Source organism: Erythrobacter sp. JB3-1, from assembly GCF_057364995.1.
Window position 1 is genome coordinate 829,461 of the sequence record NZ_CP200289.1, and the last position, 14,272, is coordinate 843,732.

17 protein-coding genes are annotated in these 14,272 nt (G+C 60.7%); 4 read left to right on the top strand and 13 right to left on the bottom strand.

Going from position 1 to position 14,272, the window contains the following annotated elements; genetic code table 11:
• The first annotated feature begins 233 nt into the window (after positions 1-233).
• Positions 234-455 (top strand): nitrate/nitrite transporter NrtS, encoded by a 222-nt coding sequence (gene nrtS, locus AC0V6M_RS03845; RefSeq protein ID WP_486137541.1) that lies wholly within the window; start codon positions 234-236, stop codon positions 453-455.
• On the opposite strand, the gene AC0V6M_RS03850 is transcribed toward nrtS, so the two are convergent.
• From AC0V6M_RS03850 to nadB, 5 genes are all read right to left on the bottom strand, one after another.
• Entirely contained in the window at positions 452-1,360 is a 909-nt protein-coding gene (locus tag AC0V6M_RS03850) for an alpha/beta fold hydrolase (protein WP_486137542.1), read from the bottom strand. The genes nrtS and AC0V6M_RS03850 overlap by 4 nt on opposite strands.
• A gap of 74 nt (positions 1,361-1,434) precedes the next feature.
• Positions 1,435-2,400, bottom strand: coding sequence for a TraB/GumN family protein (locus AC0V6M_RS03855; protein WP_486137543.1), 966 nt, complete (start codon positions 2,398-2,400; stop codon positions 1,435-1,437).
• Between the two features lie 25 nt (positions 2,401-2,425).
• Complete coding sequence (locus AC0V6M_RS03860; protein ID WP_486137544.1) at positions 2,426-3,175, bottom strand: hypothetical protein; 750 nt, start codon at positions 3,173-3,175, stop codon at positions 2,426-2,428.
• 47 nt (positions 3,176-3,222) lie between these two features.
• Positions 3,223-4,257, bottom strand: a complete 1,035-nt coding sequence (locus AC0V6M_RS03865) for an alpha/beta hydrolase family protein (protein ID WP_486137545.1) — start codon at positions 4,255-4,257, stop codon at positions 3,223-3,225.
• 152 nt (positions 4,258-4,409) lie between these two features.
• The gene (gene nadB / locus AC0V6M_RS03870) at positions 4,410-5,996 is read right to left on the bottom strand and encodes an L-aspartate oxidase (protein ID WP_486137546.1); all 1,587 of its coding nucleotides are present in this window, start codon (positions 5,994-5,996) and stop codon (positions 4,410-4,412) included.
• 122 nt (positions 5,997-6,118) lie between these two features.
• On the opposite strand from nadB, the gene AC0V6M_RS03875 reads away from it, so the two are divergent.
• Positions 6,119-6,643: a hypothetical protein gene (locus AC0V6M_RS03875; RefSeq protein WP_486137547.1), complete on the top strand. Its 525-nt coding sequence runs from the start codon at positions 6,119-6,121 to the stop codon at positions 6,641-6,643.
• Here AC0V6M_RS03875 and AC0V6M_RS03880 read toward each other — a convergent pair.
• Together AC0V6M_RS03880 and AC0V6M_RS03885 are read right to left on the bottom strand one after the other, a co-directional pair.
• Positions 6,640-7,644: an MBL fold metallo-hydrolase gene (locus AC0V6M_RS03880; RefSeq protein ID WP_486137548.1), complete on the bottom strand. Its 1,005-nt coding sequence runs from the start codon at positions 7,642-7,644 to the stop codon at positions 6,640-6,642. The genes AC0V6M_RS03875 and AC0V6M_RS03880 overlap by 4 nt on opposite strands.
• Before the next feature lie 27 nt (positions 7,645-7,671).
• Positions 7,672-8,616: an ABC transporter ATP-binding protein gene (locus tag AC0V6M_RS03885; RefSeq protein WP_486137549.1), complete on the bottom strand. Its 945-nt coding sequence runs from the start codon at positions 8,614-8,616 to the stop codon at positions 7,672-7,674.
• A 118-nt stretch (positions 8,617-8,734) separates the two neighbouring features.
• Here AC0V6M_RS03885 and AC0V6M_RS03890 point away from each other — a divergent pair, with 118 nt between their 5' ends.
• On the top strand, positions 8,735-8,995 hold the full coding sequence (locus tag AC0V6M_RS03890) for a zinc-finger domain-containing protein (RefSeq protein WP_472639917.1): 261 nt from the start codon (positions 8,735-8,737) through the stop codon (positions 8,993-8,995).
• A gap of 137 nt (positions 8,996-9,132) precedes the next feature.
• Complete coding sequence (locus AC0V6M_RS03895) at positions 9,133-9,567, top strand: hypothetical protein (protein WP_486137550.1); 435 nt, start codon at positions 9,133-9,135, stop codon at positions 9,565-9,567.
• A gap of 12 nt (positions 9,568-9,579) precedes the next feature.
• Here the strand turns inward: AC0V6M_RS03895 and AC0V6M_RS03900 are convergent, their stop codons facing one another.
• The 6 genes from AC0V6M_RS03900 to AC0V6M_RS03925 form a co-directional block, all read right to left on the bottom strand.
• Complete coding sequence (locus AC0V6M_RS03900) at positions 9,580-10,242, bottom strand: hypothetical protein (protein ID WP_486137551.1); 663 nt, start codon at positions 10,240-10,242, stop codon at positions 9,580-9,582.
• Between the two features lie 288 nt (positions 10,243-10,530).
• Positions 10,531-11,508, bottom strand: coding sequence for an NAD(P)H-dependent flavin oxidoreductase (locus AC0V6M_RS03905; RefSeq protein ID WP_486137552.1), 978 nt, complete (start codon positions 11,506-11,508; stop codon positions 10,531-10,533).
• A 126-nt stretch (positions 11,509-11,634) separates the two neighbouring features.
• The gene (locus AC0V6M_RS03910) at positions 11,635-12,489 is read right to left on the bottom strand and encodes a DMT family transporter (protein ID WP_486137553.1); all 855 of its coding nucleotides are present in this window, start codon (positions 12,487-12,489) and stop codon (positions 11,635-11,637) included.
• Positions 12,486-13,193 carry an endonuclease III domain-containing protein gene (locus tag AC0V6M_RS03915; protein WP_486137554.1) on the bottom strand — a complete coding sequence of 236 codons (708 nt, stop codon included), beginning with the start codon at positions 13,191-13,193 and terminating at the stop codon, positions 12,486-12,488. Before AC0V6M_RS03915 ends, AC0V6M_RS03910 begins: the two co-directional genes overlap by 4 nt.
• Positions 13,171-13,713: a metal-dependent hydrolase gene (locus tag AC0V6M_RS03920; protein ID WP_486137555.1), complete on the bottom strand. Its 543-nt coding sequence runs from the start codon at positions 13,711-13,713 to the stop codon at positions 13,171-13,173. Before AC0V6M_RS03920 ends, AC0V6M_RS03915 begins: the two co-directional genes overlap by 23 nt.
• 7 nt (positions 13,714-13,720) lie before the next feature.
• Positions 13,721-14,272, bottom strand: a complete 552-nt coding sequence (locus tag AC0V6M_RS03925; RefSeq protein ID WP_486137556.1) for a hypothetical protein — start codon at positions 14,270-14,272, stop codon at positions 13,721-13,723.

Consider the following 14,272-nt stretch of genomic DNA (forward strand, 5'->3'; position numbering starts at 1 on the left):
CGGCTCAAACCGCTGGTGTGTTATATCACTGCAACGCCGCGACGCGCCGGAAATGCTAGGCTCGTCAAACGCGCAAGCCCTAAAATGAATCTGCGAAAAAATTTTTGCGGGCAAAACCGTGGTGAAGGCCCTTTGAATCATTCGAATCGAGCCGCGCAATTTTTGAATATGCTTGAGCGCAGACGCGCAAAATGACACAGGCGTTACCTGATCATGAGGGCAGGCAAGACGCAATGAACAGATCAGCGCTCCAACGCAGCTTTAGCGGATCGGTGCTGAAGCGCTCTTTGGGTGTGTCGGCAGTGGTCGGCACCGCATTGACCGCGATCAATCACGGCGATGCTATTCTAGCCGGAGAAGCTCCCGACCTCGTCAAAGTCGCGCTGACGTACTTGGTGCCCTTCGTCGTCGCATCATACGGCGCCTACGCCGCCTTTGCAGCGAAAATCGACTAAGCCGGGACTGTTGCGCTCGCGCTGGCTGACGCTGCATGCTCGGCGATTTCGCCCACGATCTGATCAATCAACGGCATCGGCAGGTCATGGCCCCAGCCGGGGATCGTCACCAGCTTTGCGCCAGGAATAGCTGCTGCGGTTGCGCGGCCGCCTTCGACCTTTACCAGCGGATCATCCTCGCCGTGCAGCACCAAGGTTGGCGTGCTGACTTTCGCAAGGCGCGCTGTCCGGTCGCCATCGTCGATGATCGCGGCAAGCTGGCGCGGCAGGCCAGCGGGATAGACGCTGCGCTGAACACCGGCGCGCACCCGCTCTCGCTGCCAATCGGGATCGGCGCGGTAGCCGGGCGAGCCAATCGCCTGCACCACTTTCATGCCGTGCGCGACCAGATCGTCTTCCTCCATAGAGGTTAGCGGCGCGGTGAGCGTTTCAATCGCTGCCTTATCCGCCTGAGGCAGCTTGGGATCGCCCGTGGTTGAGAAGATCGAGGTCAGCGACAGCAGCTTATGCCCGTGATGCACCGCCATCAATTGCGCGATCATCCCGCCCATGCTGGCTCCGACCACATGCGCTTGGCCGATGCCCAAGGCATCAAGCAAGGCCGCGCCATCATCGGCCATATCTTTTAGCGTATAGGGCACCTTCGCCGGCCATCCGATCTTGGCGCGCAGCACCTGCCAAATGACCTTGGGCGCCCGGACGCTGCCGAATTTCTGAGACAGGCCGATGTCGCGGTTGTCATAGCGGATCACGCGGAAGCCCTTGGCCACCAGAGCTTCGACCAGCTCAATCGGCCATAATGTCATCTGCGCGCCAAGCCCCATCACCAGCAGCACAGGCGGATCGCCTGCATCGCCATGTTCCTCGTAAAACAGCTCAATTCCATTGGCGGTGATATGTGGCACGTTCGGTTTCCTCTCGTCTTTGCCCATGCCTTACCACGAGCAAGCAAACCGGCAAGGTGACGTAAGGGAAGGTATCAAGGCCGCCAGTCAGGCCCAGCGACCGGCATGCCTTCTGCCTCCAGCTGATCGAGAACGCCGTTCTCTTCAGCCAGTACCCGCAAGGGAACAACAGCCAAAGTCACCCCCGCCTCGCGGCCAGCATCAGCAATCATACCGGTCCACTGATCGCGGATTTCCGTGCCCAGCTCTTGGTCCGCCCACGGCCAGCATCGGCCCAGCGCAATCTCCAGCGGGTTCGCCATCACGGCGGGCACATCGAAGCTGCGCCAATCATCACCGCGTTTCTCAATCAGCTCTGGCCCGATCTCGGTCGCCGTCATCGCGGACTCTAGGCACGGGATGTGCGAGGCAGGCTGTGCCGCAGCCAGATCGTCAAGCAAATCTTCGCCCCGAAACCGCTCTGGGCGGATGATCGGCACATCGGCCTTATCCGCCGCCTTGCGCACGATATCGGTCGCGCCTTTGGTAGTCTCATCATCGAAATTGAGCCGCCGCGCGAGCAGATCAAACGAAGTCATCAGGAAGCTGCCGCGCGCATAATCCTTGTCATAGGCCGCCTCCAGCGCGCTCAGCCGCGCGAGCTGCGCCTCATCAAGGTAATCGGCGGCGACGGTTTTCTCAGGCAGCTTGGTAAAGCTCCCGCCGCTGAAGATCAGGCGGAAGACATCGCCCGGCGACACCTTGGGCTGGGCGCGCAGGATGACGCGCTGCGCCTCGCCCGCGACTTCTTTCAATCGGTCGGGCTGCCACGGCGTCGCCTTGGGCACAGCGGCAATTTCGCCGACGAGAATGATGGTGCCGGTGGCGGTTTCGATGGTCCACATCGGCGCGCCGGAACGCTGAGCGGTGACGACGATAGAGTTCGTGCTGCTGGCGGCAGGCTGCTGAGCGGCGGTCTCCGGCGTTTGTGCCTGAAGCGGCGCGCCGGCGATCGCGGCAAGCGCAGCGAAACACGCTGCCGATCCGGCAATACGCTGCATATTGAAGGCCTTCTAAATGACGCGGCTATTCGCTGATATCGGACACATCAACAGCCTTCAGCTGAACAACAAATGAAGTCAGGCCGTCGTCCTCGCCGCTGGTGCAATTGACCCGGATCAGCTGGCCCGGCCCCCGGCCCATGGTGAAGTAGTGGAGCACTTCATCGGCCGTGCAGTACGACACCGGCAATTTCCGGTCTGCAAACATTGCGCGCGTCGATACAGTCGACATCCGGCGATAATCGGCGACGCTGCGCGCCATGAACTCAACCACATTGGACTGAGCTTTCGCCACTTCGTCCAGCGTGACGCGATAATCCGTGTCTGCGCCATAGCTGACCGAGATGGCGTCTTCGCCCGGGATAATCTGTGGCGTGATCCATCCATCACTCGCCGCAGCAGCCCAAGGCACCGCGCCGTGCTCAATCAAAATTGCATAAGGGTTTGGAGGTTCTAGGCCCTCATCACGCTTGGTCACAAAATCAAGCTGATCGCCTTCATCGTCATAGTCGTGAAACTGCGTGACCCGGTCGAGCACCCAGCTCGTCTCTTCGCCCGTTTCAAGGTCGATCCGCACCAGATGGCTCTCGGCCCGCCGGTACTCGTACAGGCCGAGATTGTCGGTCGATGTGCGGGTGACAAACAGATACGTGTCGCTGACGCCAAACGGCTCCTCGCGAATGTCGATAACATCGGGCGGGGTTGCGTGGGCGGGGCTAGCCAATGCCAACACGCTGGCACAAAACACCGCAAAAAAGGCCTTTAGAATAGTCATAGGCGCGCCACCCTACTGCGCATTCCCGCATCGGTCCATGAACGGCGTCAATTGATGATGCTTTGCCCACGCATCCAGCCGATGATCTCCTCAAAATAGCCATCTACCATTTGCGGCTGCGCGAGGATCTCGATCATTTCTTCAAACCCGCCAGTCTTGCTTTGATGCAGATTGTGATTGCCATCATCAAACACGGCAATACTCAGCGTCGCGTCGGTGTTTTGGCCAATGGTTGAGGCATATAGCGCCCGCGTGGAGCGCCAATCGACAATGCTGTCGCGCCTGCCGAAAATTGCCAAAACATCGGCATTTAGCCCGCTCAATATCGCCTCAAAATCATCGACATAAACCGCAAGACTGGTTTGCGGATCGACAGGCTGCGCCAATGCTTGAACCGATTGAACAGACGCTTCGAATTGCTCTTTGCTAACCTCAACGCTTGCGGGGGAAATATAGCCAAAAAACGCGTCCGCTCTCAGCTCCTTGGTCGCCGCCAAATAGTCAGAATGCGTTCCGCCTTCACGCGTGATCCGGTTGCCCGCCTGCCACTGCGCATAAAGCTGTTCGATACGCTGCTCAGAATAGCCCAAAATGGCCCAGTTTGAACGCAGCAAATAGCCAAAGCTCTCAAGCGCATCGACACCGCTTACCGAAATCCAAAAGCCAATCTCAGGATCCTGAGCCATCGCTAAAGGAGCAATCCAACCAGCGCGGCTAACCCCCCAAAGGCCCGCCTTTGTGATGCCCGGCGCCTCTATGCTGCGCAAATGCTGCATAGCTGCAAGCACTTCAGATGCGCTGCTGTCCACCGATTGGTTTGGATCAAAAACGCCCTCGCTCGCCCCGCACCCCGGCTTGTCCCAGACAAATGTTGCCACCCCTTCTTTTGCCAAGCGGGTTCTGAGCTCAAAATACCACTTTTCCTCCACCACATTGGTCGCACCGTATCCATGGACCAGCACCACCAGTGCCTGCGGTTCCCTTTCTGTGGGAATGGTGAGGATGCCGGACAATTGGAAACCGTTTGCCTCAAATTGCAGAGGCTCGACCTTTGCATGAGCATCGGCAGAAGACGTCGTCACCAAAAAAGAAGCGGCCAAAAGCGCAAAGGCCAGGCTAATGCGCGCCCAAAGGCCTGTCGCCAAAAAAGACTGATAACGGCTGATCATAGAGGGTGGATCCTGAGGCAAGAGAAGATCGACTACAACTGTAGTTAATCAATCTCGACGCCTGGTCAAGGCACCAGCACCGTATCCTGCGGCACTTCGTCCATCTCCGGATAGTCGAGCGTGTAGTGCAGGCCCCGGCTCTCATGCCGCGCCAGGGCGCTCCTTACGATCAGCTTGGCCGCCTGCAGCAGGTTGCGCAGTTCGATGAGGTCGGTGGTGACGACAAAGCTGCCGTAATAATCCTCAACCTCTTGGCTCAGCAGATCGATCCGATTGGCTGCGCGCTCCAGCCGTTTGGTGGTGCGCACGATTCCGACATAGTTCCACATGAAGCGGCGGATCTCGGTCCAGTTTTGCTTGATCACAACTTGCTCGTCGCTGTCTGCCACGCGGGTCGCATCCCACTCGCGGATCGCAGGCGGCGGCGGCAGGTCGTCCCATTTCGACAGAATGTCAGAGGCCGCCGCCTCGCCATAAACAAAGCATTCCAGCAGGCTGTTGGACGCCAGCCGGTTCGCGCCATGCAGGCCGCTTTCGGTGCATTCGCCCGCTGCCCAAAGGCCGGGCAGGTCGGTGCTTGCATCCAGCCCCACGACCACCCCGCCGCAGGTGTAATGCTGCGCCGGGACAACCGGGATCGGCTGGCTCGTCATATCGATCCCCAGCCCGGTCAGCTTCTCGTCGATGGTCGGGAAATGCTCGCGCACAAATTCCGGCGGCTGGTGGCTGATGTCGAGATGGACATAGTCGAGGCCATCGCGCTTGATCTGATCATCAATCGCGCGCGCCACGACATCGCGCGGGGCCAGCTCCATCCGCTCCGCATCGTAATCCGACATAAACCGGTGCCCGGTTTCCGGGTGCAGCAAATGCCCGCCTTCGCCGCGCACCGCCTCTGTAATCAGGAAGTTTTTGACCTCCAAATTGTACAGGCACGTCGGGTGGAACTGCATCATCTCCATGTTGGAAACGCGCGCGCCCGCTCGCCATGCCATCGCAATACCGTCGCCGGTTGCTCCGCGCGGCGCGGTGGAGAATTGATAGACGCGCCCCGCGCCGCCCGCCGCCAGCACGGTGGCCCGCGCAACGTGACTCTCAACCTCGCCGGTTTCCTCGTTCAGAGCATAGACGCCCCAGACATGGCCCGCGCCGGAATAGCTGGTGCGGTGGCGATCGGTGATGAGGTCGATGCAGGTCCGCCCAGCCAGCATGGTGATTTTCGGATTGGCGTTCGCAGCGTTGAGCAGCGCCTCCTGCACCGCCCAGCCGGTCGCATCATCGACATGGACGATGCGGCGATGCGAATGCCCGCCTTCGCGCGTTAGATGCAGATCGCCGGAATCCTGATTGAACGGCACGCCCAGCTCCACCAGCCGGTCGATACTCGCCGGGGCCCGCTCGATCACAAATTCCACCGTCTCGCGGTCGTTGAGGCCCGCACCCGCCACCATCGTATCGCGCACGTGATTGTCGAAGGTGTCGCCCGCATCCAGCACGGCGGCGATCCCGCCCTGCGCCCATGCGGTTGATCCGCCGGTCAGCGAACCCTTGGCCAGCACCAGCACGCGCTTGGTCTGAGCCATGGCCAGCGCCGCAGTGAGACCCGCCGCGCCTGAGCCGATAACGATAATGTCGTGTTGTGCGTCTGTCATGCGGGCCTCATGCCGCGAAGCTGTGAGCCGGGCAAGCGTCCTTGCGCGAATTGCTGGCGCGCAGGGGTCGCTCTTGAAAGGTCGGGCTTGCCAGGCAACGAAGCGCGCGCCAATCCGTTTGCATGGCGAAACATACACCACCCACATCACGGCAAGGCCTGACCGCGCGCCTCTCCAGCTATTGGAAGTTGGAGGCGGGCAATGTCTTAGTGATACCCGTGTTTATGGTGTTTCTGGCCGAGGGTGAGCTTGGCATTGCCTCGCTGCTGGCAATGCTTCCGATGATGGCTCTGCTGGCGATTGGGGCGGTCTATTGGCGTGCGAAACTGCACCAGATTGAACGCGGCACGTCTCCGGATGAAACGATCCGCCGGATCGCGGCGCTCGACTTACCGCTGGCGATTGCCAGCGTTGTCGCGGCCGCCACTGCCGTCGCCGCTTGGGCAGCACCGGGCTTCGCGGTGGGCACAGCCGACCGCTGGGCCGCGACCTTCGCCAGTGTTTTTTCAGTGCTCGAATATATCAATTATTACCACCGGCAATTGCAGCATTTTGATCATCTCGCCGATTTTAAGCGGCTCATCTCAGGCGGCGGCTTTCGCAAGAGCCGGCTGCGGCAGGATATCGACCGCTTGAAAGCGGGCTAGAGCGCGTAGCAGTCCAAATCATGCGCGACGCTAACCGGGCCAGTGTAATTCTGGGCAATCGCGGACAGGCCATTGTCCAGATCATCCAGTGACCGCTTCATATTATGGGTCAGCACCACGCGCGCTGGCTTCATCGCAGCCGCCAGCTCACCAATCTGCTGCGGCGTGCGATGCAGGCCGCGCGGTTGGCCCGGTTGGCCATTGATCACATGATGCGCGAACAGAATATCTGGCTTCGCCTCGTCCATGATCAAGTTAAACATTGTCCGCCCGTTCTGATCCCCGGTGATCACAAAGGCCTTCTCGCCAATCTTCACCTCATACGCCAACGCCGGGACAACGCCGTGCGCCACCGGATAAGCGAAGGCGGAAAAATCATTCGACACATCAAGCGGGGTCACATCGCCATCCCCCTCAAACGAGCGGACATCACGGATGTCGAGCTTTGGCTTGCCCTCCGAGCCATCGCCATATCCGCCGTTATAGGCAAATGCGCCGCCGTCTTTGCTGAGCAAGCGCGCGAAGAATTCGCTGGTGCTGGGAAAGCGCGGCGCGTCATCGGGGCCGACCACGGCCAAAGGTTCGCTGCGGCCCTCAAAACCGCCTGAATTGAGGATGTCGATGACATCGCCAGCATGGTCTGCGTGAAGATGCGTGAGGAATATTGCATCGAGCGTCGCCACCGTACCGCCCGCCTGCGCAAACCTCAGGAAGCTGCCCGACCCTGCATCGATCATCAGCCGCGCCTTACCATCGATCCACAGCAGATAGCTGGTGCCCGCACGATCCGCCTCGGCAATCGGCCCGCCGCTGCCCAGCACTTGCAGGGCCGCGCCTTCGCTCGGACATTTGGCGGGCTGCTCACCGCGAGGGATGTTTGCGGCCACGTTAGCCTCTGTGTCAGCGGTGGAAGCCTGCGCATCGCCGCCGATGCTGGCCAATGAGCATGCACTGAGCGCGAGAGCCGCCAATGCAGTGCTGGTCGTTTTCAGTGCTTGCATCCCGGCTCTCCTTTGTTCGCGGCCAGCCTAGCTCGTCGGCTGGACGAACACATCCTCCAGGTCCGCCTCGCGCGTGGTCACATCCTCAATCGTCAGGCCCTGACTTTGCAGGATCGCCAGCACCTGGCCTGCGTTGAGCTCGTCTTTGTCGTACGTCACCTCGACCCCGCGTGTCCCGGCGAGCTCCACCTTGGTGAAGGCCTCGTGCGAGGGCGCCTCGGTAAGGTCGGCCTCCACTGTGACGGCAACGATTTTCTCGCGCGCCATGTCCACCAGCTCGCGAGTGGGTTTGTCCGCAATCAGCTCGCCGTGGTTGATGATCGCAATCCGGTCGCAGAGTTCCTCTGCCTCCTCGAGATAGTGCGTGGTCAGCACGACCGTGACGCCGTCATCATTGAGCTGGGTAACAAGCTCCCACAACTGGCGGCGCAATTCCACATCAACCCCGGCGGTCGGCTCGTCCAACACCAGGATCGGCGGCGAATGCACCATGGCTTTTGCCACCAGCAGCCGCCGCTTCATCCCGCCCGACAATGTGCGGGCATAGGCATCACGCTTGTCAGCCAGGCGGACGGCGCCGAGCAATTCCTCGCTGCGCCGATCGGCGGCCGGAATGCCATAAAACCCGCCTTGGTTTTGCAACACTTCGTAAGGCGTGAAGAACGGGTCAAACACGATTTCCTGCGGGACAATGCCAATCGCGCGGCTGGCGTTGCGGCGCTGGCTATCAATGTCAAAGCCCCAGATGTTCACATTGCCGCTGGTCTTGTTCACCAGCCCGGCGAGCGTGTTGATCAGGGTGGATTTGCCAGCGCCATTGGGACCAAGCAAACCAAAGATCTGGCCCTGCGGCACATCAAAGCTAACATCATTCAGCGCCAGCTTGCCGGTGGCATCTGCGCCTGTCGCGCCTTTGGGCGCGGCGTATCTTTTGGTGAGATTGCGGATCGAAATGGCGGGTTCGTTGCTCATGCGCGCAAGCCATAAAGAAGCGCTGCATTGGTGCAAGCCTTGCGCCCAACCTGTCATCCGCCAAAACGTGCAAACGAAAGATTGAATTTGCGCCGCTTCGCGATTATCGCGCGTGCTTATGAATACCGCTCCACCAGAAGTCCTGATCGTTGAAACCCGCCGCGTAAGCTGTGACGGGGCCAGCGGCATTCGCGGCGGCAAGGACTATCGCCCCGCCGCCTTGGGCCATCCGCGCATCTATCTGGAGATTGACGAGCACGGCTATGTCGATTGCGGCTATTGCGACCGGCGCTTTGTCCTGAAAGGCGGCCCGGCTGACGGCGTGGATCAAGCGAGCCTGCCCGACATTTCCGAAGGCGGCGATCCCGGCCACAGGTAATTTTGTGCACTGCGCCTAATCATGGTGCAGCCAGCAGCATTTTCGCGGCCTCGGCGCCTCGCTTTACAGAGTCAGCCATCGTTCACCTGACACGCTTTATCCGCTAGGCTTAAGGGTCTTAGCGTAGGAGAATGTTTATGGTTCGCTCGTCTAAATTTCTCGCCCTTGCAGCCGCCAGCCTGGCCGGTGCTGCTGCGTTTGGCGCCCCCGCTGTGATGGCCAAAGACAAGCCCACCGGCGAAGAGAAACTTCAAAAAATGCTCGAAGGACGCGTCGCCGGTGAACCGGTGCGATGCATCCGCGAGCAAGCCAACCGCAGAATGCGCACGATCAACGACACAGCCTATGTCTATGGCAGTGGCAACACGATCTATGTTCAGCGCACCCGGCGCCCGGAAAGCATCGATGATGATGACATTCTGGTGATCCGCAAGTTCGGCTCATCTCAGCTGTGCCGCCTGGATCAAATCACCACGGTTGATCGGTTCAGCGGTTTCTTCACTGGCGCGGTCTTCTTTGAAGATTTTGTTCCCTACACCCGCGTCAAGAACCCCGAAAACGCCGACGGCTAAGGGGCCTAGGCCTTAAGCATTCGCTGAGCGCGGGGGGCAGGCAGTCTGTTCCGGCACCTCAGTTTTGTAGCGTTCTTCCAAAGCGTCGCAGTAAGCGCGGCTGCGCGGGCGCGGTTCATCAATCGGCGGCGCAAATGCAGCCAAGGCGTCATCCAGATCTTTCTGGATATTGGCCTGGGCCATTTGCGTCACCGACACCTTATATTGGCTCAGCACTTCGGCGGCCACTGGTGCCAATCGCCCTTCGTTCTCGCCCAACAGAGCGGCCAGTTCCTTGCGACGCCAATCGGCCTCTTCGCTGCGCTGGGCCCGCGTTGGCATTTCCTTGTAAAGCGCGCTGCGCTCGCTGGCCGATAGATCACGCGTTGCGGCAATAACCCGCTGCGGGCGGAGGGCGGCGTCGATTGCGCTGCCCAATGCGGCATTGGCGGCGGCAAGGCCGCGACCCGGCCGCGCAACAGAGCCGGGCTTTTGGGCTACTGCAAGAGCTCGGCTTTGCATCGTGAAACTGCCCGGTGTGCCGGCAACGCTCGCTGCTTCTTCCACCGTGGGCAGGCGCTGCTCCATATAGCTGCGCACCCGCGCGGCGCCGTGAACTTCTCCGAGGACCCAGCTGAGAATGCAGGGCGCTGCAATCGCTAAAATCCAAAACTCAAGTGCGATAAATTCCTGCATGGGCAGTCCCCGATTATGCGCCAGCTCCTCCGCCGGTGCAGCGTTTCCAAGTTGTCGATCCCGCAGCAGGCCGTTTCCGGCGCGCTGTAAAACCTAACTACCCGAAAGGTTCCGCTTTTTTCATTCGGTTGACTACTCAGATGCGCGGTAAGGATTTGGACACCGGCATTGCCGCGCGCGCCCTTGCAGGCCCGCACTAATGGTTAACCCATAAGGGAATTTACGCAGCGGCGCCGCCCGCAAAACAGCGAGTCAACAGCGACTCGGCACCGCCTAAGCGATCCAAAATCAGCCCGCGGCCATTTGCCCGTTCATGCGCGCCAGGATCGTTTCCGCCTCGCTCATGATGCCGTCCATCAATTCCTGACAGGTCGGAATATCATTGATCAGGCCGGCCACCATGCCGCAGCTCCACGCGCCCTTATCCATGTCGCCTTCCATCATGATCGACGGATAGACGCCTGCGACCTCTTCAAGGATGTCTTCAAACTTGAGATCATCGCCAAGCCGCTTTTCTTTCTCGATCAAGCGCTCAACAGCGGCGTTGGTCATCACGCGCTCTGTGTTGCGCAGCGGGCGCATCACTAGACGGGTGTCGAGTTCGGAGGCGGCGACAATCGCCTTCTTCACGTTTTCGTGCACGGGCGCTTCTTGGGTGGCGATAAAGCGCGTGCCCATATTCATGCCCTGCGCGCCCATTGCCAGGCTGGCGACGAGTGAACGGCCATCCGCCATACCGCCAGAGGATACGAACGGAATTTCAAGCTCATCGGCGGCGCGCGGCAGCAGGATGAAGTTTGGAATATCATCTTCGCCCGGGTGGCCGCCGCATTCAAAGCCATCGACGCTTACGGCATCACAGCCGATCTCTTGCGCTTTCAGGCTGTGGCGCACGCTGGTGCATTTATGGATCACTTTGATCCCGGCATCTTTCAGTGGGGGAAGCAAATCGACGGGATTGCGCCCAGCGGTCTCCACCACTTTTACACCGCCTTCGATCACGGCCTTCACAATTGCCGGATAGTCTGGCGGGGTCAGCGTCGGAAGGATGGTGATGTTCACACCAAACGGCTTGTCCGTCATATCCTTGCAGCGCGCGATTTCATTCGCGAGATCCGCCGGCGTCTTTTGCGTCAGGCCAGTGATAATGCCCAGCCCGCCCGCATTGGAAACAGCCGCCGCCATTTCAGCAAAGCCGACATAATGCATCCCGCCTTGAATAATCGGGTGCTGGATGCCGAACATTTCGGTGATTGCGGTTTTCATGGCTGTGGTTCTCCCAATAGTTTTCGTGCGGGCACGGGATTACGAAGAATCGCACCGCTTGCAAGCACGCTTTTATGAACGGACCGGTGAAACGGAGCGCGTCGTAGCGTAAGGTGGGCTCCTTTATCAGCTAGCCGCGCGCGCCGCATTCACCGTCAATGCAATGCCGCCCAAGATCAGCGCGCCGCCAATGACGACGCCCATTATCAGCGCCTCGGCCAGGAACAATGCCCCGCCCAGGGCCGCGACGACCGGTGTTGCCAATTGCACGCTGGCAACGGTTGCCAGGCCGAGTTTTGGCGCAACCTTGTACCAAACGACATAGCCCAGCGCCGATGTGACCACGCCAGAGACCACCGCCAGCAGCGCGCCGTCCCAGCGCGGCATGGTGCTGTCGAGCAAGAGCATGGGCGCTACGATTACGCTGGCGATTAGGAAATATCGCGCGGTGCTGCCCGTTGCCCCGCCCGGCGCAGAGCCAGAGCCGCGTCCGATCAGAGTGTACACGCCCCAGGCCATGCCCGCGCCCGCCATCAACAGTCCGGGCAAGAGGCCCGCTGCGCTGCGCCCCGCCTCCCACGGCGCGAGCACATAGATCAATCCGCCCAGCGCAATCATCAGGCCGAGCCAGCCGCGCGCGATCAATCGCTCGCCGCGCACCACGCCGATGGTGATGATCGTCGCTTGGACAAAGCCGAACAGGATCAGCGCCCCGATTCCCGCCCCTAGGTGCAAATATGCTAGCGAGAACCCGGCGACATAGGCGGCAAGCGCAAACGCTCCGGGCAGATCGCGACCAGATGGCCGCGCGCCCAGAAACGGCAACAGCACCAAAGCGCCGGACGCCAGCCGGATTGCAGAATAGGCGCCCGCCTCAATCGCGCCATCTGCCAAAGCCGCCCGCGCCAGCAGCGAATTGCCCGCAAAGGCGGCGACCGCCAGCGCAGCGAGCAAGGCCGTCATCAGCGCGCCCGCCTTCATGGCCGCTCCGCCCGGCCTGTGTCGCAATTGTCGCGCGCTGGGCAGCCATCGCACGCCGCCTTGCGCGGGCGGCAATGAGTCTGACCCAATTTTTTGAGCAGCAGGTGATGCCCGTCCATATCTTGCGCGCTCCATTCAGACGGCACAATCGGCATCAGCGCATCATAGGTGCGCGCGGTGTCTGCCTTGGCCGGGACAATCCCCATACGCTGCATGATCCGCCGGTGATGCCCATCAATCACCATCGCTTTGCGGTTGAAGGTGCTGGCGTTCATCACCCCGGCGCTGTTCTTGCGCGCGACACCGGGCAGCGTCTCCAGCCACGCCATAGCCTCCTCGGTGGGCAGGTTGGAGAGATGCCGCAAATCGACCGAGCCGCGCTCTTCCATGATCGCGTTCAGGCACTGCTTGAGCCGGTTGGCCGCAACGCTGGGGAAGGTTTGGCGCTGTAATCGCGCCTCCAGCTCCGCTCCGTCCACCTCCGCTACCGCTTCCCACGATCCATATTCCGCCAGCAAGGCGTCGGTCGATGCGTTGGAGGCCGCCGTCTTGGTCTGCGCCCCAATCACCCCGTGCACCAGCACCCACACAGGATCGCGGCGCTTATCATCCGGGCGAATGATCCGTCCGAAAGTCGCGGTCAGCCCCGCCTGCAAACGGCGCAGAATTTCGGTGCGCGGATCAGAGCCGAGGTCGAGTTGCATTGTCCCGCGATACGCGCCGCAGACCCCACCCGGCAAGCGCAAGTGCAATGCAGGGCAGCCAAATCCATCTAAGCTCAGAAGCCAGTGTCGCCACCCCGCGCTCGGAGAAGAAATTTGCCCCAATCGGCGAGACGCGCACCGGCGTGTAGGGCGCAAAGATGCGCGTGTTATCAAACGGCCACCACAAGGCCGCGCCCAATCCGCCATTGGTCAGCGTGTCGAGCAGCCCGTGGCTGGCCATTGCGAAGGTGAGGAACGCCCATGCGCCCAAATGTCGCGCCTCTTTCCAGATCAGCGCGGTGGCGGCGGCAAACAATGCGGCAAAGGCGAGCGAATGCGTCGCGCCGCGGTGGCCCCATTCATGCGCATAATCGATCCCAAGCGGAAAGCCGATGACATCGGCGTCCGGCAGGATCGCAAAGACGGCCCCGGCAATGGCAAGCTTAGGCGAAATACGCCCCCGCCCCGCAGCAGCGGCGATGGCTAGCGGAACAATGGCGTGGGTGAAGATGGTGGGCATGGGTGTCTCAAGTAGACGAGAAGGAGACAGGTTTGATCCCAAGCCGTTTTCGCTGAAGCCAGTTTGGAGGTTCCGGCGGTCTATCATGCAGGTCGATGTCACCGGGATTCACGCGCCAGCTCGTACGACCTGAAAGCGATGAATCGGCCCAGAGATGATGGTTTCGGGCCTTGATGGCATTGATCGCAGTCTGGGCGTTGAGGCGAACGAATTCCCTCTTATCAGAGCTAGCCAGCGCTTCCAGTTGCGGCAGCACTTCATCCCGCAGCGAGTAGGCGAGCAAACCACAAGCACGATACCGCACCATGTAAGACCGGTCTCCCAGCGCCATTAGGCCAAGTGGCACAGCATCCTCGGAAACGCGCGCGTAGCGGGTCGCATAGTAGACCAAAGCGGCGCGGCCCTGCCATGTGCGGAAGCCTTTGTAGGCATTATGTAGCGGGCCAACGACACCAAAGCCAAGGGGGCGTAGATCCTCCCAAGCAGTATGCTGCGCAGCACTATCGCTTGAGTCCAGCCGTTCGACTGCAGCTGCTATCTGCTCACAGCGGGAGGACAA

Coding starts and splice junctions, on each gene's coding strand:
- nrtS (WP_486137541.1), top strand. CDS start 234: ATGAACAGATCAGCGCTCCAACGCAGCTTTAGCGGATCGGTGCTGAAG.
- AC0V6M_RS03855 (WP_486137543.1), bottom strand. CDS start 2,400: ATGCAGCGTATTGCCGGATCGGCAGCGTGTTTCGCTGCGCTTGCCGCG.
- AC0V6M_RS03860 (WP_486137544.1), bottom strand. CDS start 3,175: ATGACTATTCTAAAGGCCTTTTTTGCGGTGTTTTGTGCCAGCGTGTTG.
- nadB (WP_486137546.1), bottom strand. CDS start 5,996: ATGACAGACGCACAACACGACATTATCGTTATCGGCTCAGGCGCGGCG.
- AC0V6M_RS03875 (WP_486137547.1), top strand. CDS start 6,119: ATGGCGAAACATACACCACCCACATCACGGCAAGGCCTGACCGCGCGC.
- AC0V6M_RS03880 (WP_486137548.1), bottom strand. CDS start 7,644: ATGCAAGCACTGAAAACGACCAGCACTGCATTGGCGGCTCTCGCGCTC.
- AC0V6M_RS03885 (WP_486137549.1), bottom strand. CDS start 8,616: ATGAGCAACGAACCCGCCATTTCGATCCGCAATCTCACCAAAAGATAC.
- AC0V6M_RS03890 (WP_472639917.1), top strand. CDS start 8,735: ATGAATACCGCTCCACCAGAAGTCCTGATCGTTGAAACCCGCCGCGTA.
- AC0V6M_RS03895 (WP_486137550.1), top strand. CDS start 9,133: ATGGTTCGCTCGTCTAAATTTCTCGCCCTTGCAGCCGCCAGCCTGGCC.
- AC0V6M_RS03900 (WP_486137551.1), bottom strand. CDS start 10,242: ATGCAGGAATTTATCGCACTTGAGTTTTGGATTTTAGCGATTGCAGCG.
- AC0V6M_RS03905 (WP_486137552.1), bottom strand. CDS start 11,508: ATGAAAACCGCAATCACCGAAATGTTCGGCATCCAGCACCCGATTATT.
- AC0V6M_RS03910 (WP_486137553.1), bottom strand. CDS start 12,489: ATGAAGGCGGGCGCGCTGATGACGGCCTTGCTCGCTGCGCTGGCGGTC.
- AC0V6M_RS03915 (WP_486137554.1), bottom strand. CDS start 13,193: ATGCAACTCGACCTCGGCTCTGATCCGCGCACCGAAATTCTGCGCCGT.
- AC0V6M_RS03920 (WP_486137555.1), bottom strand. CDS start 13,713: ATGCCCACCATCTTCACCCACGCCATTGTTCCGCTAGCCATCGCCGCT.